This is a genomic window from Rhodococcus sp. KBS0724 (assembly GCF_005938745.2).
Taxonomy (GTDB): Bacteria; Actinomycetota; Actinomycetes; order Mycobacteriales; family Mycobacteriaceae; genus Rhodococcus_F.
In genome coordinates this window covers 658,176-677,925 of sequence record NZ_VCBX02000001.1, presented here as the reverse complement: position 1 = coordinate 677,925, position 19,750 = coordinate 658,176, and the positions used below count along the sequence as shown (strand labels likewise).

The following is a 19,750-nucleotide window of genomic DNA, read 5'->3' as shown; positions in this document are numbered from 1 at the left end:
GACCGTGCCGTCGACAACTGCGCAGCCTGCGGAAACCACACCGAAACGCCTCCGCATCACCGACCTCCGTGACCCCGTACTCACCGAGTCCCAGCAGCAGACCTGGGCATATGCCGAAGCGAACCCGATCACTCTGTCCGTGGACAGCGTTCTCGCCGCAGCCCGCGAACAAACAGGCCTGGACGATTTCGGTCCGGACGACTTCCGCGAACGACTTGCGTTGTGGCTGGACGAGATCGACGCCGATCCCAATCGGTCACCCGTTTCGCGCATGGTTACTCACTCGGCGTGCACCCGCTACGCGGCCAACCGACTACGAGTGCTGGACGTACTGCGTCGCCACCCCGAGATTCACGACGAGGAGGTAGTGGCTCCCATCATCGTGGTGGGACTGCCGCGATCCGGTACCACTCATCTCCTGAACCTCATGTCAGCCGATTCCCGCTTCCGGTCGCTGCCGCTCTGGGAGAGCCAGGAACCTGTCCCCTTTGCCGGCGACGAGCTCGACGCAAACGGCGTCGACCCGAGATTGACTCGGAGCCAAGCACGTTGGGATCAGATGCAGGCCAAGAGCCCACTGGTGGCAGCAATGCACCCGATGAACCCGGAACATATTCACGAGGAACTCGAACTCGAAAGCCTCGATTTCTCGAGTTACAACTTCGAGTGGATGTCGTCCATGGCCCCTCGCTGGCGCGATTACTATCTTTCCCACGATCAGCGCCCACACTACGAGTTCATCAAGACGATGCTCAAACTCCTTCAGTGGCAGCGAGGTCCGAATCGCTGGATACTCAAGTGCCCGCAGCACCTCGAACAACTCGGCCCACTCATGGACACCTTCCCCGACGCCACGGTCGTGATGACACACCGCGATCCAGTGTCGGTAGTTCAGTCTGCCGCAACGATGGTCGGCTACGGCGCTCGGATGAACTTTCACACGCTCGATCTGGATGCAGTGTGCGACTACTGGATCGACCGCGTCAGCCGACTGCTCGACGCGGGAACTCGTGATCTTGCACTGATTCCCGCAGAGCGGCGGGTGGATGTGTATTTCGACGAATTCATGGCGGACGACGTGGGAACAGTCGAGAAAATCTACAATCGCGCCGGCCTGGAAATGACCGAGCAGGCTCGAAGAGAGATCCGCGAGTACATGTCCCGCCACAGGCGCGGCTCCAACGGTCAGGTTGTTTACGACCTGCGCGCAGACTTCGGCCGTGAACCGGCCGATTTACGCACTCGATTTGCCAACTATTTTGATGCCTTCCCAGTGAAAGTAGAGGTTCTGTGAACCAGCACATCGCCGATCAAGTCGACAATCTGATTGCACAACGACCGGGAAAGACCCTGCTCGAACCTGAGTACACCGATGAAGCGATCAAGATCAACGATTTCATCTACGGCAGTGGCGGCACCAGCTCGGCATACATGATCGTCACACCGGCGGGCCGAATTATCGTCAACACCGGCTGCGGATTCGAGGGACCGCATCATCGAAAGCTGTTCGACGACATCTACTCCGGGCCGACCAGGTACATCATCACCACTCAGGGCCATACCGATCACGTCGGAGGAGTACACGCCTTTCGCGAGCCGGGCGCCGTCTACGTGGCCAACGAACTGAACCAGTCCGTTCAGCTCGACGATGCGCGCGTCATCAAGCGGATGCGCCAGTGGGCACCCGTATGGTTCGGCCGGGACGCCGACACCGTCGCACGCTTTGCCACAGAATTCCCGTCGGTGTCGAATGCTCAGGACGAGCCGGTTCCGGATCTCACTTTCAAAGATCGTCTCGGCTTCACGGTCGGCGGACTGGATATCGAATTGTATTCCGGCGTAGGCGAAACGGTCGACGGCGCAATGGTGTGGCTCCCTCAGCATCGCATCGCGATGATCAGCAACCTGCTCGGCCCTCTCTTCGGTCACTTCCCCAACCTCAATACCGTTCGCGGGCAGCGATACCGCTTTGCCGAACCGTATCTCCAGACGATTCGGAAACTGCGGGATCTGCGTCCGAAAACCCTGATCACCGGCCGCGGCGAGCCCATCGAGGGAGAAGAGTTGATCGACGCAGTCCTGAAGCGGATGTACGACGCCGTCGACTACGTGCACCGAACCACGCTCGACGGAATCAACGCAGGCAAGTCCGTCGAAACATTGATGCGCGAAATCACCTTGCCGCCAGCTCTTTACGTCGGGCAGGGCTACGGTCAAGTCAAATGGGGCGTCAAAACCATTTGGGAAACCTACCTGGGTTGGTTCCATCACGACTCCACCACCGCGCTCTACGATCTGCCACGGGCGAAGACTTTGGCTGATCTCGTCGAACTGGCCGGGGTGGAGCGTGCGATCGAACTCGCCGAAACGAGACTTGCCGAAGGCGCGGTGGTCGAAGCCACCGCACTGTCCGAAGCTGTTCTCGCATTCGCCCCCGACAACGTGCCCGCTACCCGCGTCCTTCTGGCCTGCCACCGGGAACTGCTGACGCAGCCGTCCACCGAGGCGAACTTCTGGGAATCCGGCTGGTTGGCACACCAGATCAAGAAGCTCGAAGCAACTGTCGCCGAATCGGATACGAACGGATGACCACACTCGACGCCTTCGCGCCGGCTCAGTTGGGGCCGGCGACGCTCCGGAACCGAATCATAAAGTCGGCCACGTTCGAGGGCATGACGCCGAAAGGCGTGGTCACCGACGAACTGATCGACTTCCATCGCAAGTTCGCCGCCGGCGGTGTCGGCATGACAACAGTTGCCTACTGCGCTGTTGCGCCTGAAGGTCGCACATCCGCAGGGCAGATTCAGTGGACCGAGGAAACCGCGCCGGGTCTGCGTCGGCTGACCGATTCGATTCACGCCGAAGGCGCGGCAGTATCTGCGCAGATCGGACATGCGGGTGCCGTCGCACCACCAAAAGCGATCGGCAGCAAGGCACTTGCACCGAGTCGGCATTTCCATCTGACGACCATCAGTTTCGCAGAAGCTGCCACCGAGGCCGACATCGATCGGATCGTCGACGCTCATGCCCACGCGGCCAGACAGGCGGTCGAGGCAGGATTCGACGCCATCGAGATGCACTTCGGGCACGGCTACCTCATCAGCTCATTTCTGAGCCCGAAACTTAACCACCGCAACGACTCCTATGGCGGAAGCTTGGAGAATCGGGCACGCTTTGCGCGTCGAACCGCACGGGCCGTCCGCGACGCTGTGGGCGGAAAGATTGCCATCCTCGCAAAGATCAGCATGGACGACGGCGTCCCCGGCGGATTCTGGCTCGACGAAGCAATCACACTGGTGCGCTGGCTCGAAGAAGACTGCACCCTGGACGGGGTGGTGCTCACTGCCGGTAGCTCACTCGAGAACCCCCTCTACACGTTCCGCGGCGACGCACCGCTGCGAGAGTTCGGGGCACTCATGCCGCAACCGCAGAAGCTCGGAATCAAACTGGTGGGAAAGCACTTCCTGCGCACCTACCCGTACACCGACGCCTACCTTCTCGACCATGCGCGCCAGATCCGCGCGGCAGTAGATCTGCCGCTGGTATTGCTCGGCGGCATCACGGGCAAGGAATCGATCGACCTCGCCATGCGTGAGGGGTTCGAGTTCGTGGAAATGGGTCGCGCCCTGCTCAGCGAACCCGACTTGATCAAGACGATCGAGGAAGAAGGCCACGGGCAGACACTGTGCATCCACTGCAACAAATGTATGACCACGATCTACGGGGGAACTCGCTGCGTGTTGCGCCCCTGATCGACCCGTTTCGACACCTTTGAAAGGTATGAATTCCTGTGGGAAAAGTGAAACGACAGGCAGTGCAGTCGCGCACGGTGCGGATTGGGCGGCTTTCGGGAGCGACCCGAACGAATCACAAGTCGCGAGGCGGCCGCCTATTGCCTGCGCTCGGTTTGGCGATCACCGTTAGCATGTTCCTGGCGTCGTGCGCCGACAACTCGACCAGTGGTGGCGGCGAGTCCGCGGAGTCGAGTTCTTCCTTGGAGATCGGCATGGTCAACGAGCAAGCCGATCCCGGCACACCAACCAAGGGCGGCACTTTGACATTCAGCGGCTACTCCGCTGTGACCACGTTGGATCCGGCCAAGGCTCAAGTTGCCGGTGCCACGGGCGGCACTGAGCTCAGTGCGATCTACGACGTGCTGGTTCGCTATGACCCCATCGAGCAGAAGTTCGTGCCGCAGTTGGCACAGTCGCTCGAGCCGAGCGTCGACAGCAAGACCTGGACGTTGAAACTGCGTGACGGCGTGACATTCAGCGACGGAACACCTTTCGACTCCAAAGCCGTAACCGACAGCATCACCCGCTACGTCACCAACAAGGGGGCGCAGTCAAATCTCTGGGCCGCCAAGGTCGCCTCGATGGACACCCCGGACGCGTCGACGGTTGTCTTCAACCTCGTCGATCCATGGACAGGCATTCAGTCGATGCTCGCTACCGGACCAGGTCTGATCGTTGCCCCGAGCGCGCAGCAGGGTGATCAGTTCACCCCGATCGGTGCCGGTGCGTTCACGCTCGAAAAATTCGCTCCCAATGAGGAACTTGTCCTGGCGGCTCGTTCCGACTACTACGGCGGCGCACCCAGGATCGACAAGCTCAAGCTGATCAGTATCGTCGGCGCTCAGCCCACGGCCGAGGCGCTCGAGACCGGCGGCATCGACGTGGCATACATGCGTACGCTCGCCCCGATCCTGGACCTGATCGAGAACGGTAACCCGGGCTTCATCGACATTCCTTCGCTCGGCTACATCTCGAACGTGAACATGGCTCCGGGTCGCCCCGGATCGGACGTGCGCGTCCGTCAGGCGATAGCTTTTGCCATCGACCCGGAAACGCTGAACACCCGTGTCAACAACGGCAAGGGTCTGCCCGGCCAGGTGATCTTCCAGGACACCTCGCGCTGGCACAACGATGTCGCACCCATCGGTGTCGACCCGGCCAAGGCGAAAGAACTGCTCGGCCAAGCCATGGCTGACGGTTACGACGGCAAGATTACGTTCCTCTCGATCCAGGAGCCGTCCGCGCAGGCAACAGCTCTCGGGGTTCAGGCAATGCTCAATGCAGTCGGCTTCGACGCGCAGATCGAATACGTCACGAGTTCAGGCGATCTGGTCAAGCGTCTCTACGCAGACCGCGATTTCGACATGAGTACCGGCGCACTGAGCCTCACGGAAGCAGATCCGTTCGAGCGTCTGTACACCAACAACAAAACTGGTGCCAAGAACAACATTACGGGCTACTCCGACGCGGAAATGGATAGCCTGCTGGACGAGTTAGGCGTCGCTACGACAGATGAGGGCAAGAAAGCCGTCCTCGCCAAAATCCAGGAACGCGCTAACGAAACCGTGCCGTGGCAGGTCTGGGGTAATGCCCCGATGCTCGATGTGTGGAACAAGAACGTGCACGGAGTGCAGCAGAGCATGGACGGCATCATGCTCTTCGACGAAGCCTGGAAGAACTAGAGCCTCGGAACTCCGGTCGCCGAGATCGCACACGATCTCGGTGACCGTCAGGCCGGCTCGGAAGCCTGCGTGAGCAACTGCAGGAACACCTCTTCCGGCTGGGCGCCGGACACTGCGACCGCACGATTGGCGACGAAAAACGGAACGCCGCTGACCTGGAGCTGGCGGGCCATGGACAGATCCTCGCGCACAGCCTCGGCGGCCGCATCGGAGTCGAGTTGTTCACGAACAGTATCGGCGTCGAGACCGACGCTGACAGCCAGATCTACCAGCACCTCGCGATCGTCGATCACCTTTCCGTCACTGAAATGAGCCTTGAACAGCGCTTCGAGGAGTTCGTTCTGTCGCTCACCGGCAAGATGCAGCAGCCGGTGCGCATCAAAAGTGTTGGCGGCGATCACGGTCTCGAAGTCCAAAGTCAATCCGACCTCTGCGGCCGTCGCACTCACGTGGGCGAACATCTGGCGTACCTGATCAGGCGCCATTCCCTTCATCTCGACCAAAGCGTCGAGTTCGGTGCGTCCCTCGCCCACCGGAGTCTCCGGAGCCAGCTGGTACGAGCGCCAGATGACGTTGACGCGGTCCTTGTTCTCGAAACGATCCAGAGCCGAAAGGAACCTGGTCTTTCCGATGTAGCACCACGGACAAGCGATGTCCGACCACACTTCGATGGTCACGTCTTGGTCAATCACAATTTGATCAGTCACCGAAGATGCAACAACACCACGTGCGGGATTAGTCCTCACATCACACGACTGCAACAAAGATCACGCTACGAGACAAGACCACACCGGTACGCGACCAGCGACGCACGCACCCGATTGTTGACTCCGAGTTTCGAGAACAACGAGGAGACGTGCGATTTGATCGTTGTTTCACCGAGATACATACGCTCCGCGATTTCGCCGTTTCCCAGACCTGTGGCCAACTGCGCCAGAACTTCGCGTTCACGGTCGGTGAGCACCGCCAACGCACTCTGATCCCGAACAGGTTCACGGGGAGTGGACTCGGCGATAGCCCGTAGGGAATCCCGGCTGAACAATGCATGGTCGGTTGCAACGACGCGCACAGCCTGCTGAAAGTCTTCGGGTGCAGCGTCTTTCCGCATGAAGCTGTGTGCGCCGGCCTCGACTGCAGCGATGACCAGGCCATCGACGTCGAATGCCGTCATCGCGATGACCTTGGGCGGATTGGGCATCAACATCAACTGGCGAGTTGCTTCCAAGCCCCCAACACGGACCATTTTGAGATCCATCAGGACCACGTGCGGGCGAAATCGAGTGACCTTGGCGAGCACTTGATCGCCGTCCTCGGCCTCCGCAACCACCACGATGTCGGGTGTGGCTTCGAGGATGTCTTTCATCCCGCGCCTCACCCAGGCGTCGTTGTCGACGATCAGCGTCGTAACCCGAGAGTCTGTGTTCATGGTGAGTTAGAGGCTACCGAGCGCCACCGACAGAATTTAAGCGAACCAGGGCACCCAGCAACTGACGAGAAAGTCCTCCCCCAATGCGCCGGCCTCGACCTTGCCGCCGATTTCGCGGGCCTGCTCGGCCAATCCGCGCAGACCCGAACGCGAACCGATCGACGTCATCGGAGGCAGGTCGCTGAGCTTGTTGCGTGCCAGTATCCGAATTCCGTCGTGCGGTGAGCCGTTCACGGTGATGACGAGCATTTGATCGCTCGCGTACTTCTGAACATTGGTGAGTGCTTCCTGCACGACGCGATAACACACGTGACCGGCCAACATTCCCACGTCGCCCGGAAGCAGTTCGGATTCCAGACGGCAGTGAATGCCGGCCGCGCGAGCACCGTTGACCAGATCACCGATCGCATCGATCCCCTGGTGCCCACCGTGCTCACGACGATCACCACTTCCCCGGAGCACTCCGACGATGCCCTTCAATTCGTCCAAAGCCTCGTGTGCCGTGGTTCGGATCATGGCCGCGGTGTTGACGACCTTCTCCGGATTATCGGACGCGCTGACCTGTAACCCGCCCGCAAACAACGAGATTCGACTCAAACTGGCCGCGATCGTGTCGTGCATGTCGCGGGCGATCCGAGTGCGTTCCTCGGTGCGAATCATCTCGTCGCGCATCGCATCGGTCTGCTCCGTCGCCAGATCCCGCACGTGCACGGCCTCGACGAGTTCGGTTCTGGTACGAACAAGCAGCGAGAGTGCCAGCACGACGGCGACCATGACGGCTGCGATCAGCCATGGAATCCACAGTGCCAGGTCATACTGCTCGAGTTCGGTGCCGTCCTTCGGCACAGCGGTTCCGATTGTGAGCACCGAAAACTCGCGATCCCGGAAAGCGTCGTAGGTCAAGGAGATTCCGCATGCCACGTACACGGCGGCGGACGCGGCCGCCAATCGACTTCCGCGAGCGATTCGAGCAACGGCAAACAACGCGATGAGCGCCGCCGTCGCGTCTGTCGGAAAGAGCAGAGGACCGACCAGCGTGATCGCCAGAACCGCCCAGGGACGTTGATGGCGCCACACCAGCGATATCCCACCGGCCGCGCCCAGAACAAACCCGATGCCGACCAGCACCGGTGGCACATTGCCCGACGAGCCGGCGATGCTCGCCGTCATGATCGAACAGAAAATGCTGAACGCGACAGCGGCGGTTGTCCATACGCGTCGCCGCACAGCAGTTCCTCGGGTAGTGATCACCGAGCAAGCGTATCGACCACCACCGACTACTCGAATCAGCCGATAGATCCACCACGCGCACGAACACCGACCGAAAGGAGGAGACAACCCGATCTTTCGGCTGACGCGAAGGACATCCCCGACATCGTTGACTAGTGCCATACCCGCTCTCGAAAGGCACACATCATGCGATCACTCCGCACTCCCCTCGCCGTCCTCGCCGTCGGCGCAGCCCTGTTCGCAACCATCGCCTCAGGCGAGACCGACGAAGCGAAGAAGGTCGACGACAGCGGTTCGGCCGCCGCACCTGCTGCCGCTTTCGGTATCGGGGACGTCGTCGAACTCGGTGACTGGCGCGTCCAGGTACACGGCGTCGTCGATCCGTACGTCTCGACCAATCAGTTCATCACCGCTGATCCCGGAAACCGCTACGTCGTGGTCGACACCGAAGTCACCAACAACAGCGACAAGCCGTCGACTGTGTCATCGGTGATGTGCTTCGAACTGCAGGACTCGACCAACAAGTCGTACAACATCACGTTCACCGACAGCAGCACGTCGAGTGTCGACGGAGAACTCGCGCCGGGCGCAGCCAAGCGGGGCGAGCTGGCGTACGAGGTCCCCGAAGCCGCCACCGGTCTGCGTCTTCAGTTCAAGTGCGATCTGTTCTCGTCCGGCTCGGCAACCATCAACCTGTCGTGAACCGTCCGGGCGATCTGCTGCTGAGTCCGTGGGCGCTGGTTTCGGTGGCGATCATTCTGATCAACGACCACGTGCTCAAGGACGCCTTCGGGAACACGTTGACCGGCAAGCTGTCCGACATCGCCGGAGTGTTTCTGTTTCCACTGCTTCTTCTCTCGGTTCTCGAGGTGCTCAGACGCAGCCTGGTGGGTCGAGCAGCGATCGCCTGGTCCATCGCAGTCACGGGAATCGGCTTTGCCGCAGTGAAGATGGTTGCGCCGGTCGGCGACGCGTACGAGTGGGTGATCGGGTTTCTCCGGTGGGCTGCGGGAGGATTTCGCGGAGACATCCTGCCGATTCTGGTCTTTCGCGATCCCTCGGATCTGTGGGTGCTCCCGATACTGTTCGCGAGCTACCTGGTCATCACACACAACCGCACTCGGGCGCCGGAGGGGGCGCCCGAGCACGAGAAAATCAGTCCAGCGCTGCATCCAAGGTGATGTCGACGCCTGTCAAAGCCTTACTGACCGGGCAGGTTTCCTTGGCTGCCTGCGCGACCTTGGCAAAGCCGTCTGCGTCGAGGCCGTCGACCTCGGCGCGAACGGTGAGCTTGATTCCGGTGAGCTTGAAACCGACGGTGTCGGGGCCCAACGACACGTCAGCGGTGATATCGAGGCTCTGCGGAGTTCCGCCGGCCTCGGCGATGAGCGCTGACAACTGCATCGCGTAGCACGAAGAATGTGCTGCCGCGATCAGTTCCTCCGGGCTGGTGGTCCCGCCGGCGTCGTCAGCTGCTCGTTTGGGGAACGACACGTCGAACGTCGCGACACCGGAACTGGTGAGTTCCACCTGCCCCGATCCGGCTTCCAGGGTGCCGTTCCAGGCGGTGCGTGCGGTACGAGTTGGCATTGGGTGTCCCTACTTCCGTGTACGGATTTTTTGAAACGCCTTGCCACTCGAAATCTACCCGCGACTATCCGAGAAGTGTCACCGACAGAAGTGCCGCGACGCGTTCGGCTTCCGAGAATCGGACGACGCGGCCGACATCGAGAACCAATCCCAGTGCCGCGTGAACACGAAATCGAGCCGCCGCGACAGTAAGTTCGGGCCGGGCGTCGGCACACAGGTGCGCCCACTCCTCGACATTGCGGCGCTGGATCTTCCGGAGCTCCTTGCCGGCGTCAGCGGGAAGATTTCCGACTTCCGCGAAATAGACGACAAGCAGTTCACTCTGAGCGAAGAAGACGGCAACGTACAGCTCCGCGAGTGTGTGCACCGCCTGCAACGGAGTCTCGGATTCCGCCAGGGCCGAGCCCAACGTCTCGGACAATCGTTCGGAGGCCCGGTGAAAGGCTGCGGCGAGTAGGTCCGCCTTGCTCGGAAAATACCGGTACACACTCGACGCGGTGATTCCGGCGGCGGCTCCGATTTCCTCGATACTGACCTCGTGATACCCCCGTTGGTAGAAAAGCAGAACCGCTTCGTGAAGCAGCACTTCATGTTTCGATGTACGAACGAGTCCCGAAATTGACCTGCCACCCGACGACGGCACTACCGACGGAACTCTCGGTGGGAGTTCCATATCGATCACCGACCAGCAGATGGATAGCATCAACGACTCGATCTGCTTGGGCGGCAATGCCGATCGATGCGCCGTGATACTACCGATCGCACTCAGGATCGCCGACGTGACGAGGTCGAGATCGGCGCGATCGAACTCCGGACGGACCGCGGACAACGGCTCGGATACCCGTCGGCGCAACGCATGCACCTCGCGGCGCAGGTTCTCGCGATCCTCCTTCTCGAGGTAGCGGCCTTCCCAACGATAGAGGGCACCTCTACGCCGATTCTCGAGGGTGACACCGATGACTGCAACCATGACGGATTGCAACTGTTGTCGTGGATCGTCACTCTTGCAGTGCGCCGAATCAGCCGCATCGAGCAGTGCCCGCGACAGGTTTTCGACCGCGTGAACGAACAAGGCGTACTTGGTCGGGAAATGACGGTACAGCGCCGGCCCCGACACCCCGACCGCGGACGCTATGTCGTCGATACCCACCGCGTGGTAACCGCGCTCACTGAACGCTTCGGCCGCAACCGCAGCGATCTGCGCCTTGCGATTCTTCGGCCGCGTACGCGAAGTGGATTCATCGCCGCGTGCGACGACGCGTGTGCGTCCCGGCATGAACCCTCCATTCGTTTCACAGATACCGTATCGGATTCTTCGAACACCCTTGACACGGCCACTCGAGGTGTTATGTTAACCGATATTCGCACAATCTTGGAGAAAAGTTCATCACGGAATGAACCCTCCTGCAACACGAGTTACGTTCTACAACAAAGGAACACATTTCACCCGATCGACCGCGAGAAGGAAGTTGTGTGCTGATGATTCGCATGTGTTGTACCGCTTTCCCGAGCTCGTCATGACGTCGTCCACAGCCGGTCTCCGGACAGAACTCGACAACGGCATCCTGCGTTTGACCTTCAACCGTCCCGAACGCATGAACGCAGCCGACTTCGAGACCATGAAGAGTCTCATCACCGCGGTCACCGACGCCGACGACAACCCGGATGTACGCACCATCGTCATCACCGGTGCGGGCCGCGCCTTCTGCACGGGAGCCGACCTCGCCGCTGTCACCACCACGCCGACAGATCCCCAGATCGTCATGGACACAGCAAATACCGTGATCCGCGCGATCACCAGCACCTCCGTACCAGTGATAGCCGCAGTCAACGGACCTGCCGCGGGTGTCGGCGTCTCCATCGCCCTCGCCGCAGACCTGACCTACGCTGCCGAAAGTGCCTATTTCCTCATGTCTTTCGTCAACATCGGGCTGATGTCCGACGGCGGCGCCAGTGCATTGATTCCGGCAGCGATCGGCCGAGCGCGAGCCGCCGAGATGCTCCTGCTGGGTGAGCGCCTGTCCGCAACGGATGCAGCGCACTTCGGACTCGTCGCCAAAACCCTTCCCGACGATCAGTTCGCGGCACACATCGAGTCCGTCGCGAAGCGCACCAGCGCAGCGCCCCGCCGCGCTCTTCAACTCACCAAGGCCGCGCTCAACGCCGCAACACTCGATCGCATCGACTCAGCCCTGGAACTCGAAAAGGCTGGTCAAGCAGAGCTTCTTGTCGGAGCCGACTTCGCCGAAGGCGCAACAGCAATGCTTCAGAAACGCGCACCCCACTTCAAGTGATTCACGAGAGGAAACAGTAGATGCCCTCCACCGATGCAGTCTCCGAGGCGCAGCGTTCACGCCGCACCAACTGGAACAATCAGGTCGCCAGGCACGCGCAGATGATTCCCGATCGCACCGCACTGCGATTCCTGGGCAATTCCATCTCCTGGAGCACCCTCGACACACGCGTCGAGAAACTCGCAGACGCGCTCTCCCGGCGCGGCGTCAGTTTCGGCGACCGCGTTCTGATCCTGATGCTCAACCGCCCCGAATACCTCGAAGTCGTTCTTGCCACCAACGCATTGGGTGCGATCGCTGTTCCGGTGAACTTCCGCCTGACCCCGCCCGAGGTCGCCTACCTTGTCAACGACTCGGGCTCCAAAGTCATTGTTGCGGAAGGCCCGTTGGCTCCGTTGGCCGGCGCGGCCCGCGCTGCGTCCGAGGGCATCGACATCTCCATCACCGTGGGCGCATCCGCCGAGGGTGACAGCCTGAACTACGAGGACTTGATCACCGAAGCGGGCGAGCAGCACGCGTTTGTCGACATCCCGGACGACACGCCGGCGCTCATCATGTACACCTCTGGAACGACCGGACGCCCCAAAGGTTCCGTGCTCTCCCATTCCAACCTCGCGTCGCAAGCATTGACCTGCATTCGTGCCTTCCACCTGTTCAACGCGGATTCCATCGGCTTCTGTGCCTCGCCGATGTTCCACATCGCCGCTCTCGGTTCCATCGCACCCAGCCTGCAACTCGGCACTACGACGGTGATCCACCCGGTGGGCGCATTCGACCCCGGTCAGCTTCTCGACATCCTCGAAGCCGAGAAAGTCACGAGCCTCTTCCTCGTCCCGGTCCAGTGGCAGGCAGTGTGCGCTGCGCAGAAGGCGCAACCTCGCACCCTCTCGCTCAAGAACATCTCGTGGGGTGCCGCACCGTCGTCGGACACGATCTTGCGGGCAATGGCCGAGACCTTCCCCGACGCGTTCAACGTCGCGGTCTTCGGGCAAACCGAAATGTCCCCCATCACTTGCGTACTCGACGGTGAGGACGCCATCCGTAAGCTCGGATCAGTCGGCCGGGTCATCCCGACCATCTCGGCCAGGGTCGTCGACGAGAACATGGACGACGTCGCAGCAGGAGACATCGGGGAAATTGTCTACCGCGGGCCAACGATGATGAGCGAGTACTGGAACAACCCCCAGGCCACCGCAGATGCCTTCCACGGTGGATGGTTTCACTCCGGCGATCTCGTTCGTGTAGACGACGAAGGATTTGTGTACGTCGTCGACCGTAAGAAGGACATGATCATCTCCGGCGGCGAGAACATTTACTGCGCCGAGGTCGAAAACGTTTTGTACGAGCACGAATTGATCGTCGAAGCCGCAGTCGTCGGACGCCCCGACGCCAAGTGGGGCGAGGTGCCGGTCGCGATCATCGCGATGGCGCCAGGTTCAGCTGTTGACCTGACCATCGAGGAACTGAGCACCTTCCTCAGTGATCGACTCGCCAGGTACAAGCACCCCAAGGACATCGTCGTCGTGGAAGCACTGCCGCGCAATGCCAGCGGCAAGGTCGTCAAGGGCGAACTACGAGAGAAGGTTCGAGCAGTCGACACAGTTTCCTGACTTGACATGAATAGGGCGGCACCTCCAGCGAGGTGCCGCCCGTTTCTCCTGTCCGCGTTCACACGCTCCGCAAATGCAACTTCCGATGTAGCTCTTGCACCTGCGGGACCAACTCCGAAACCGGACCTTCGACAGGAATGTTCGGCGCTACCTCGTTGATCGACAGCGACTTCACCGGCGCCGGAGGCACTCCCCACTCGGTGAGCCATTCGCCCAACTGGGCTGAGGAGCAGATGTACACGATCCGGCCCAGTCCCACCCACGCGTGCGCGGCGGAACACATCGGGCAATGCTCACCGGAGGTGAATACCGTTGCCGTCGAGCGCTCTTCCGGAGTCAGATACTGCGCGGCCCACCGCGCCAACTCGAATTCCGGGTGCCGGGTGCTGTCGCCTCCCGCAATTCGATTTCGGTCCTCCGCGAGAAAAGTCCCGTCAGCGGCAGCGAGTACCGATCCGAACGGTTCGTCACCCTCAGCCAATGCCTCCGTGGCCAATTCGACGCAGCGACGCAGGTGGCCCATCTCGATTTCGTTCATGTGTATGCCTTCCCCGTGATACACAAAACGGGCGGCACCGGTAATGGTGCCGCCCGTTCTCGTTTACTGCTCTGTACTACTTACTCTGCGGCGCTTTCGCTTTCGCCTGCCTTGGTCAGCTCGATCGGCGGTGCGTCCGGCACGTCGATCGGCTTCTTGGTGGGCGTGAACGTGAACTTCGCGTCCTCACCCGAGCCTTCGCCGTCCCAGTTCTCGACGTCGACGAGCACGATGTGGCCGGGTCCGATCTCTCCGAAGAGGATCTTCTCGGACATCTGGTCCTCGATCTCGCGCTGGATGGTGCGACGCAGCGGTCGTGCACCCAGTACCGGATCGAATCCGCGCTTGGCCAGAAGCGACTTGGCCTTGTCGGTGACCTCCATGGCCATGTCCTTGTTCTTGAGTGCCTTCTCGACGCGAGCAAGCATCAGGTCCACCATCTGAACGATCTGCTCGTTCGTGAGCTGATGGAACACGACGATGTCGTCGATACGGTTCAAGAACTCGGGGCGGAAATGCTTCTTCAGCTCGTCGTGCACCTTGAGCTTCATCCGCTCGTAGTTCGAGCCGGTGCCCGTTCCCGAGCTGAAGCCCAGGCCGACAGCCTTGGAGATATCCGACGTACCGAGGTTGGACGTGAAGATCAGCACCGTGTTCTTGAAGTCGACGGTACGGCCCTGACCGTCGGTGAGACGGCCGTCCTCGAGCACCTGCAGGAGGGTGTTGTAGATCTCCTGGTGTGCCTTCTCGATCTCGTCGAACAGCACCACGCTGAACGGCTTGCGGCGCACCTTCTCGGTGAGCTGGCCGCCCTCTTCGTATCCGACGTACCCGGGAGGGGCACCGAACAGACGCGAAGCGGTGAAGCGGTCGTGGAACTCGCCCATGTCGATCTGGATCAGAGCGTCGTCGTCACCGAACAGGAAGTTGGCGAGCGACTTCGCGAGCTCCGTCTTACCGACACCGGACGGACCGGCGAAGATGAACGAGCCCGAGGGACGCTTGGGATCCTTCAGACCTGCACGCGTACGACGGATCGCCTTGGAGACGGACTTGACTGCCTCTTCCTGGCCGATGATCCGCTTGTGCAGTTCCTCTTCCATGCGGAGCAGACGAGTGGTCTCCTCCTCGGTGAGCTTGAAGACGGGGATGCCGGTCCAGTTGCCCAGAACCTCGGCGATCTGCTCGTCGTCGACCTCGGCGATGACATCGAGGTCGCCCGCACGCCACTGCTTCTCACGCTCAGCGCGCTGAGCGACGAGGGTCTTCTCCTTGTCACGCAGGTTCGCGGCCTTCTCGAAGTCCTGCGCGTCGATCGCGGACTCCTTCTCGCGACGCGCGTCGGCGATGCGATCGTCGAATTCGCGCAGGTCCGGCGGTGCAGTCATCCGACGGATGCGCATTCGCGCGCCCGCCTCGTCGATGAGGTCGATCGCCTTGTCCGGCAAGAAGCGGTCGTTGATGTACCGGTCGGCCAGCGTCGCAGCTGCCACGAGAGCGCCGTCCGTGATGGATACACGGTGGTGAGCTTCGTAGCGATCACGAAGACCCTTGAGGATCTCGATGGTGTGCTCGACGGTGGGCTCGCCCACCTGAACGGGCTGGAAACGACGCTCGAGAGCGGCATCCTTCTCGATGTACTTGCGGTACTCGTCGAGAGTGGTGGCACCGATGGTCTGCAGCTCACCGCGGGCAAGCTTGGGCTTGAGGATGGAGGCCGCGTCGATAGCGCCCTCGGCCGCGCCCGCACCCACGAGAGTGTGCAGCTCGTCGATGAACAGGATGATGTCGCCGCGAGTGTTGATCTCCTTGAGAACCTTCTTCAGGCGCTCTTCGAAGTCACCGCGGTAGCGGCTACCGGCCACGAGCGACCCGAGGTCGAGCGTGTACAGCTGCTTGTCCTTGAGGGTCTCGGGGACCTCGCCGTTGACGATTGCCTGAGCCAGGCCCTCGACCACAGCGGTCTTACCGACACCGGGTTCACCGATGAGGACCGGGTTGTTCTTGGTACGACGCGAGAGAACCTGCATGACACGCTCGATTTCCTTCGAGCGGCCGATGACCGGGTCCAGCTTGCCTTCGAGGGCAGCTTGCGTCAGGTTGCGACCGAACTGGTCGAGCACGAGCGAGGTGGACGGCGTGCCGGCCTCTCCGCGGGTGCCACCGGTTTCGGTGGGCTCTTTGCCTTGGTAGCCCGACAGCAGCTGGATAACCTGCTGGCGGACGCGGTTGAGATCGGCACCGAGCTTGACCAGAACCTGGGCTGCAACGCCCTCACCCTCGCGGATGAGGCCGAGCAGGATGTGCTCTGTGCCGATGTAGTTGTGTCCGAGCTGCAGCGCCTCGCGCAGACTCAGCTCCAGGACCTTCTTGGCACGCGGCGTGAAGGGGATGTGACCGGACGGAGCCTGCTGGCCCTGGCCGATGATCTCCTCGACCTGGCTGCGGACTCCCTCGAGGGAGATACCCAACGACTCCAACGACTTGGCGGCAACACCTTCGCCCTCGTGAATGAGGCCGAGGAGGATGTGCTCCGTACCGATGTAGTTGTGGTTGAGCATCCTGGCTTCTTCTTGAGCCAGGACAACAACGCGCCGCGCGCGATCGGTGAACCTCTCGAACATCGCTCTCCCTCACACTCTCCGGCGGGCAGGTTCGAGACCGGATGTCTCGTCCCTGGTCGCCGCGTTTCGCTCCGGCACTACAGACTGATCGCCTCGCCGGTCAGCAGACATCACGCCTACGAATCGACTGAGGTTGCACGACCCCACTTATTACTCTAGAGGGCTCGAAGTCCACCTGCTGCTCCTCCACCCGATTGGCAGGGGATACCGGCTTACCTACATCTCACAACGTCGCAGCTCCGGCAATCGTTTCCCGGTTCCTGTACGCCTGAAGCGAACAGGTACGTAGATCGAGTTCAGCGCCGAAATCAGCCGATTATCGGGAGCACTCGATCACACGGGATTTCCCGGGTCGTCGACGGATCGAGAGCCTCGAGCGTCAACGCCGCCGTTCTCTGCGACGCCACCACGGCAATGTGGTCCGACCGGTCTTGCTCGCAACCGTCCTGCACCACGATGTTGGACGCATTCGACGCCGCGAGTATTCCGCTGGTGTACGGAACCACAACTTGGTCGTAGCGCGTCACGATGTTGGCGTACTCGACACTGTCCGCATAAACGCCGGCATCACGCAGCTCGGACACAAAGCTCGCATTGTCGAAATCCGGACCGCCGACGCCTTTCGGTGGACCGACTTCGGAGCCGTTCCACAGCGGGGCGATCGACACGATCTTCGAGACCTTGTCATCACCGCCGAGGAACCTGGCGTAGTAGCCACTGACCGTCGTCCCCTGCGAATGCCCGACGAGATCGACTGTCGAGGCACCCGTTGCCTCCAATACGTCGTCGACGAAGTCCGACAACTGCTGTGCACTCTCCGGAAGCGGCGCGAGGCCACCTGCCGCCGACAACGGCCAGGGCAGGTCGGCCCGATTCCCGAACGTGAGTGCAAAAACGCAATAGCCCTCGTTCGCGAGAACCGGTGCAAGTACCGCCCAGTTGGTCTGACGGTTTGCCGCTGTTCCGTGAACGAGGACCACCGGATCGGGATGAGCCGCCGAAGGTACGCACGAGAAGTTGTTGGTTCCCGGCGCCGAGCCACCGGGGTTGAGCGCTTCCAGCGCAATACCGCTGGCGAAGCCGAACGGGACGGGCAGCGCTGCGCTCGGCGGTGGTGTAGTCGCCGACGGTGTAGTCGCCGACGCTGTTTCCGGCGCCGCAGCAGCCCCCAGTACTGCTGCCGCAACCGCCGCGCAGGCTACCGCCCGTATGCCCATCGCACGCCTCCATGCTCTGCTCAACCCACGATGGGCCACACCGGATTACACGGTACCGGTCGCGGGTGCAGCGGATCGAGCGCATTGAGAGCAAATGTCGCAGCGCGCAGCGATGCCGCAATGGCGAGGTGATCGGAGATGTCTTGCTCACAACCGTCCTGGACGACGATATTGGTGGCGTTCGGCCCAGCCTCGAGACCATTTGTGTACGGAAGAACCAGCTCGTCGTATCGCGTCGTGATATTCGTGTACCGAACACCCGGCGCGTAAACGCCACCGGCACGAAGATTCTCGATGAACTCCGATCCCGCGCCCATGTTCAAGCAGGCCTTACAGATCGGGAATCCGGCCTGCGCCGCCTCGGACACCCCGAGATCACGCATGGCGCGGCCGATACTGACCTGCTCATTTCCGAGTGTTCCCTTCCACAGCGGCGCCACAGACACGATGTTGTCCACCTTGTCGGCCCCACCGAGGAACTTCGCGTAGTACCCGTTGATGATCGTGCCCTGCGAATGTCCGATCAGATCCACCGACGATGCGCCCGTAGCACCCAGAACCTGATCGACGAAGCTAGCCAATTGCGCTGCACTGGAGGGAATTTCCTGCATCCCACCGATCGCCGACAGCGGCCACGGCTGATCCGGAAAGTTGCCGTAGGTCAGCGCGAAAACGCAATAGCCCTCGTTGGCGAGAAGCGGCGAATAAGTGGCCCAGTTGGTCTGCCTGTTTCCACCCGTACCGTGCACGAGCACAACGGGATTGGGATGCTGTTCCGTTGGCTTGCAAGAGAAGTCGTTGGATCCGGGAGCTGAACCGCCAGGATTGCCCAACTCCTGAGGAACGCCGGCCAGAAACGCAGTGGGCACGGGCAACGGCACCTGCGCCGACGCAGTGGACCCGATTCCGATGAGCATCATCGCGGCAAGAACCGCTCCCCCGAACACCCTGATTCTGCGCACGATCGACTCCTCTGACGGCAGATACGAACCGTGCAGACGCTAACAAACTAGAACGCGTTATCAATCAGTTTCCGGAAAACGTGCCCACAATGTGTTGATTCCACCCACCCCTGATCGAGATCACCCGTCGACGTTTCGGGCAGGTACGGTCCAGTCTCAGTGACGAAAGTGAGTTGGCCGCGCTGTTGATGGGCACCCGGGACGAGTACACCAGCCGCGACCCGTGCTCGGCACCGAGATCGGTTCGGGTGATGGCGCTCAACGAGATTCGCGAGATGCCCCGAAGATCAAGCGCTGATGATGTTCCGCAATGCCAAGCCGATGAACGTGCGCCTGCCGTCGGTCTGGGATGCTACCGACCTCGCCAAGCGGGTTCGGGCGAATCAGTCGACCTTCGACGAATTCTGCTCGAAGAGTGCCCGTTGAACAGCGAATCGGCGTTGGCTCCGTGGGAGAGTCCGGGCCATTGGAAGAAGGGACTCCGCACTGTGGATCTGCGACAGTCCCAATGGAGTGCGAGCGTTCATGCTGCCGAACACTACCCTCGAAGATGTGCCGCGATCTCGTGCCCGAATTTCTCGATGGCCTGATTTGGAGCGCATATTTATGCGCACGTTTCTGCGTCTCACTCCCGTCCGTTTCCGAGGCATTGATCGGTGAGACAGTCCCCGAATAAAGTTGCCTCCGCCCCATATGGGTGGAGGCTGTGAATTTCAGCGGTAAATGGCACAGTCCTGGTAGTTGAAAATGGCATGTTAGCCGAGGCCTGTGCTCCGACGAGGC

The 19,750-nt window shown here is 61.2% G+C and carries 18 protein-coding genes; 9 read left to right on the top strand and 9 right to left on the bottom strand.

Features of this window, described 5'->3' with window-relative positions:
- Nucleotides 1-4 precede the first annotated feature (4 nt).
- From FFI94_RS03115 to FFI94_RS03100, 4 genes are all read left to right on the top strand, one after another.
- Nucleotides 5-1,294: a sulfotransferase gene (locus FFI94_RS03115; RefSeq protein WP_221937738.1), complete on the top strand. Its 1,290-nt coding sequence runs from the start codon at nt 5-7 to the stop codon at nt 1,292-1,294.
- Complete coding sequence (locus FFI94_RS03110) at nt 1,291-2,589, top strand: alkyl sulfatase dimerization domain-containing protein (protein WP_138871698.1); 1,299 nt, start codon at nt 1,291-1,293, stop codon at nt 2,587-2,589. Before FFI94_RS03115 ends, FFI94_RS03110 begins: the two co-directional genes overlap by 4 nt.
- On the top strand, nt 2,586-3,752 hold the full coding sequence (locus FFI94_RS03105) for an NADH:flavin oxidoreductase (RefSeq protein ID WP_138871697.1): 1,167 nt from the start codon (nt 2,586-2,588) through the stop codon (nt 3,750-3,752). The genes FFI94_RS03110 and FFI94_RS03105 overlap by 4 nt, the downstream gene beginning before the upstream one ends.
- 173 nt (nt 3,753-3,925) lie before the next feature.
- Nucleotides 3,926-5,476 (top strand): ABC transporter substrate-binding protein, encoded by a 1,551-nt coding sequence (locus tag FFI94_RS03100; RefSeq protein ID WP_138873575.1) that lies wholly within the window; start codon nt 3,926-3,928, stop codon nt 5,474-5,476.
- A 47-nt stretch (nt 5,477-5,523) separates the two neighbouring features.
- Here the strand turns inward: FFI94_RS03100 and FFI94_RS03095 are convergent, their stop codons facing one another.
- The 3 genes from FFI94_RS03095 to FFI94_RS03085 all read right to left on the bottom strand — a co-directional run bounded on the left by FFI94_RS03095 (nt 5,524) and on the right by FFI94_RS03085 (nt 8,294).
- On the bottom strand, nt 5,524-6,153 hold the full coding sequence (locus FFI94_RS03095; RefSeq protein WP_260683826.1) for a DsbA family protein: 630 nt from the start codon (nt 6,151-6,153) through the stop codon (nt 5,524-5,526).
- A 95-nt stretch (nt 6,154-6,248) separates the two neighbouring features.
- Nucleotides 6,249-6,902 (bottom strand): response regulator transcription factor, encoded by a 654-nt coding sequence (locus FFI94_RS03090; RefSeq protein ID WP_138871695.1) that lies wholly within the window; start codon nt 6,900-6,902, stop codon nt 6,249-6,251.
- Between the two features lie 36 nt (nt 6,903-6,938).
- A complete protein-coding gene (locus FFI94_RS03085) occupies nt 6,939-8,294 on the bottom strand; it encodes a sensor histidine kinase (RefSeq protein WP_138871694.1) in 1,356 nt (451 codons plus the stop codon).
- Between the two features lie 24 nt (nt 8,295-8,318).
- Here FFI94_RS03085 and FFI94_RS03080 point away from each other — a divergent pair, with 24 nt between their 5' ends.
- Together FFI94_RS03080 and FFI94_RS03075 are read left to right on the top strand one after the other, a co-directional pair.
- Nucleotides 8,319-8,834: a DUF4352 domain-containing protein gene (locus FFI94_RS03080; RefSeq protein ID WP_138871693.1), complete on the top strand. Its 516-nt coding sequence runs from the start codon at nt 8,319-8,321 to the stop codon at nt 8,832-8,834.
- The gene (locus FFI94_RS03075; protein ID WP_138871692.1) at nt 8,831-9,313 is read left to right on the top strand and encodes a hypothetical protein; all 483 of its coding nucleotides are present in this window, start codon (nt 8,831-8,833) and stop codon (nt 9,311-9,313) included. The genes FFI94_RS03080 and FFI94_RS03075 overlap by 4 nt, the downstream gene beginning before the upstream one ends.
- Here the strand turns inward: FFI94_RS03075 and FFI94_RS03070 are convergent.
- Together FFI94_RS03070 and FFI94_RS03065 are read right to left on the bottom strand one after the other, a co-directional pair.
- Complete coding sequence (locus FFI94_RS03070) at nt 9,288-9,722, bottom strand: OsmC family protein (protein WP_138871691.1); 435 nt, start codon at nt 9,720-9,722, stop codon at nt 9,288-9,290. The two genes, FFI94_RS03075 and FFI94_RS03070, sit on opposite strands and share 26 nt — an antisense overlap.
- A 64-nt stretch (nt 9,723-9,786) precedes the next feature.
- Nucleotides 9,787-10,998 carry a TetR/AcrR family transcriptional regulator gene (locus FFI94_RS03065; protein ID WP_138871690.1) on the bottom strand — a complete coding sequence of 404 codons (1,212 nt, stop codon included), beginning with the start codon at nt 10,996-10,998 and terminating at the stop codon, nt 9,787-9,789.
- Between the two features lie 241 nt (nt 10,999-11,239).
- Between FFI94_RS03065 and FFI94_RS03060 the strand changes: the two genes are divergently transcribed.
- Nucleotides 11,240-12,016 carry an enoyl-CoA hydratase gene (locus FFI94_RS03060; RefSeq protein ID WP_138871689.1) on the top strand — a complete coding sequence of 259 codons (777 nt, stop codon included), beginning with the start codon at nt 11,240-11,242 and terminating at the stop codon, nt 12,014-12,016.
- Between the two features lie 20 nt (nt 12,017-12,036).
- Entirely contained in the window at nt 12,037-13,626 is a 1,590-nt protein-coding gene (gene fadD5 / locus FFI94_RS03055) for a fatty-acid--CoA ligase FadD5 (protein WP_138871688.1), read from the top strand.
- Between the two features lie 58 nt (nt 13,627-13,684).
- On the opposite strand, the gene FFI94_RS03050 is transcribed toward fadD5, so the two are convergent.
- The 4 genes from FFI94_RS03050 to FFI94_RS03035 form a co-directional block, all read right to left on the bottom strand.
- Complete coding sequence (locus FFI94_RS03050; protein WP_138871687.1) at nt 13,685-14,164, bottom strand: nucleoside deaminase; 480 nt, start codon at nt 14,162-14,164, stop codon at nt 13,685-13,687.
- Between the two features lie 80 nt (nt 14,165-14,244).
- Nucleotides 14,245-16,788, bottom strand: a complete 2,544-nt coding sequence (locus FFI94_RS03045; RefSeq protein WP_138871686.1) for an ATP-dependent Clp protease ATP-binding subunit — start codon at nt 16,786-16,788, stop codon at nt 14,245-14,247.
- Between the two features lie 308 nt (nt 16,789-17,096).
- Nucleotides 17,097-18,005 (bottom strand): triacylglycerol lipase, encoded by a 909-nt coding sequence (locus tag FFI94_RS03040; protein ID WP_138871685.1) that lies wholly within the window; start codon nt 18,003-18,005, stop codon nt 17,097-17,099.
- Nucleotides 18,006-18,025: 20 nt separating this feature from the next.
- The gene (locus tag FFI94_RS03035) at nt 18,026-18,967 is read right to left on the bottom strand and encodes a triacylglycerol lipase (protein WP_138871684.1); all 942 of its coding nucleotides are present in this window, start codon (nt 18,965-18,967) and stop codon (nt 18,026-18,028) included.
- A 297-nt stretch (nt 18,968-19,264) separates the two neighbouring features.
- Here FFI94_RS03035 and FFI94_RS34110 point away from each other — a divergent pair, with 297 nt between their 5' ends.
- Nucleotides 19,265-19,393: a hypothetical protein gene (locus FFI94_RS34110; protein ID WP_260683825.1), complete on the top strand. Its 129-nt coding sequence runs from the start codon at nt 19,265-19,267 to the stop codon at nt 19,391-19,393.
- Nucleotides 19,394-19,750 lie beyond the last annotated feature (357 nt).

Excerpts from the sequence above, each read along its gene's own strand:
- FFI94_RS03105 (WP_138871697.1), top strand. The coding sequence starts at position 2,586 with ATGACCACACTCGACGCCTTCGCGCCGGCTCAGTTGGGGCCGGCGACG.
- FFI94_RS03100 (WP_138873575.1), top strand. The coding sequence starts at position 3,926 with ATGTTCCTGGCGTCGTGCGCCGACAACTCGACCAGTGGTGGCGGCGAG.
- FFI94_RS03090 (WP_138871695.1), bottom strand. The coding sequence starts at position 6,902 with ATGAACACAGACTCTCGGGTTACGACGCTGATCGTCGACAACGACGCC.
- FFI94_RS03085 (WP_138871694.1), bottom strand. The coding sequence starts at position 8,294 with ATGGCACTAGTCAACGATGTCGGGGATGTCCTTCGCGTCAGCCGAAAG.
- FFI94_RS03080 (WP_138871693.1), top strand. The coding sequence starts at position 8,319 with ATGCGATCACTCCGCACTCCCCTCGCCGTCCTCGCCGTCGGCGCAGCC.
- FFI94_RS03070 (WP_138871691.1), bottom strand. The coding sequence starts at position 9,722 with ATGCCAACTCGTACCGCACGCACCGCCTGGAACGGCACCCTGGAAGCC.
- FFI94_RS03065 (WP_138871690.1), bottom strand. The coding sequence starts at position 10,998 with ATGCCGGGACGCACACGCGTCGTCGCACGCGGCGATGAATCCACTTCG.
- FFI94_RS03060 (WP_138871689.1), top strand. The coding sequence starts at position 11,240 with ATGACGTCGTCCACAGCCGGTCTCCGGACAGAACTCGACAACGGCATC.
- fadD5 (WP_138871688.1), top strand. The coding sequence starts at position 12,037 with ATGCCCTCCACCGATGCAGTCTCCGAGGCGCAGCGTTCACGCCGCACC.
- FFI94_RS03050 (WP_138871687.1), bottom strand. The coding sequence starts at position 14,164 with ATGAACGAAATCGAGATGGGCCACCTGCGTCGCTGCGTCGAATTGGCC.
- FFI94_RS03045 (WP_138871686.1), bottom strand. The coding sequence starts at position 16,788 with ATGTTCGAGAGGTTCACCGATCGCGCGCGGCGCGTTGTTGTCCTGGCT.
- FFI94_RS03040 (WP_138871685.1), bottom strand. The coding sequence starts at position 18,005 with ATGGGCATACGGGCGGTAGCCTGCGCGGCGGTTGCGGCAGCAGTACTG.
- FFI94_RS34110 (WP_260683825.1), top strand. The coding sequence starts at position 19,265 with ATGATGTTCCGCAATGCCAAGCCGATGAACGTGCGCCTGCCGTCGGTC.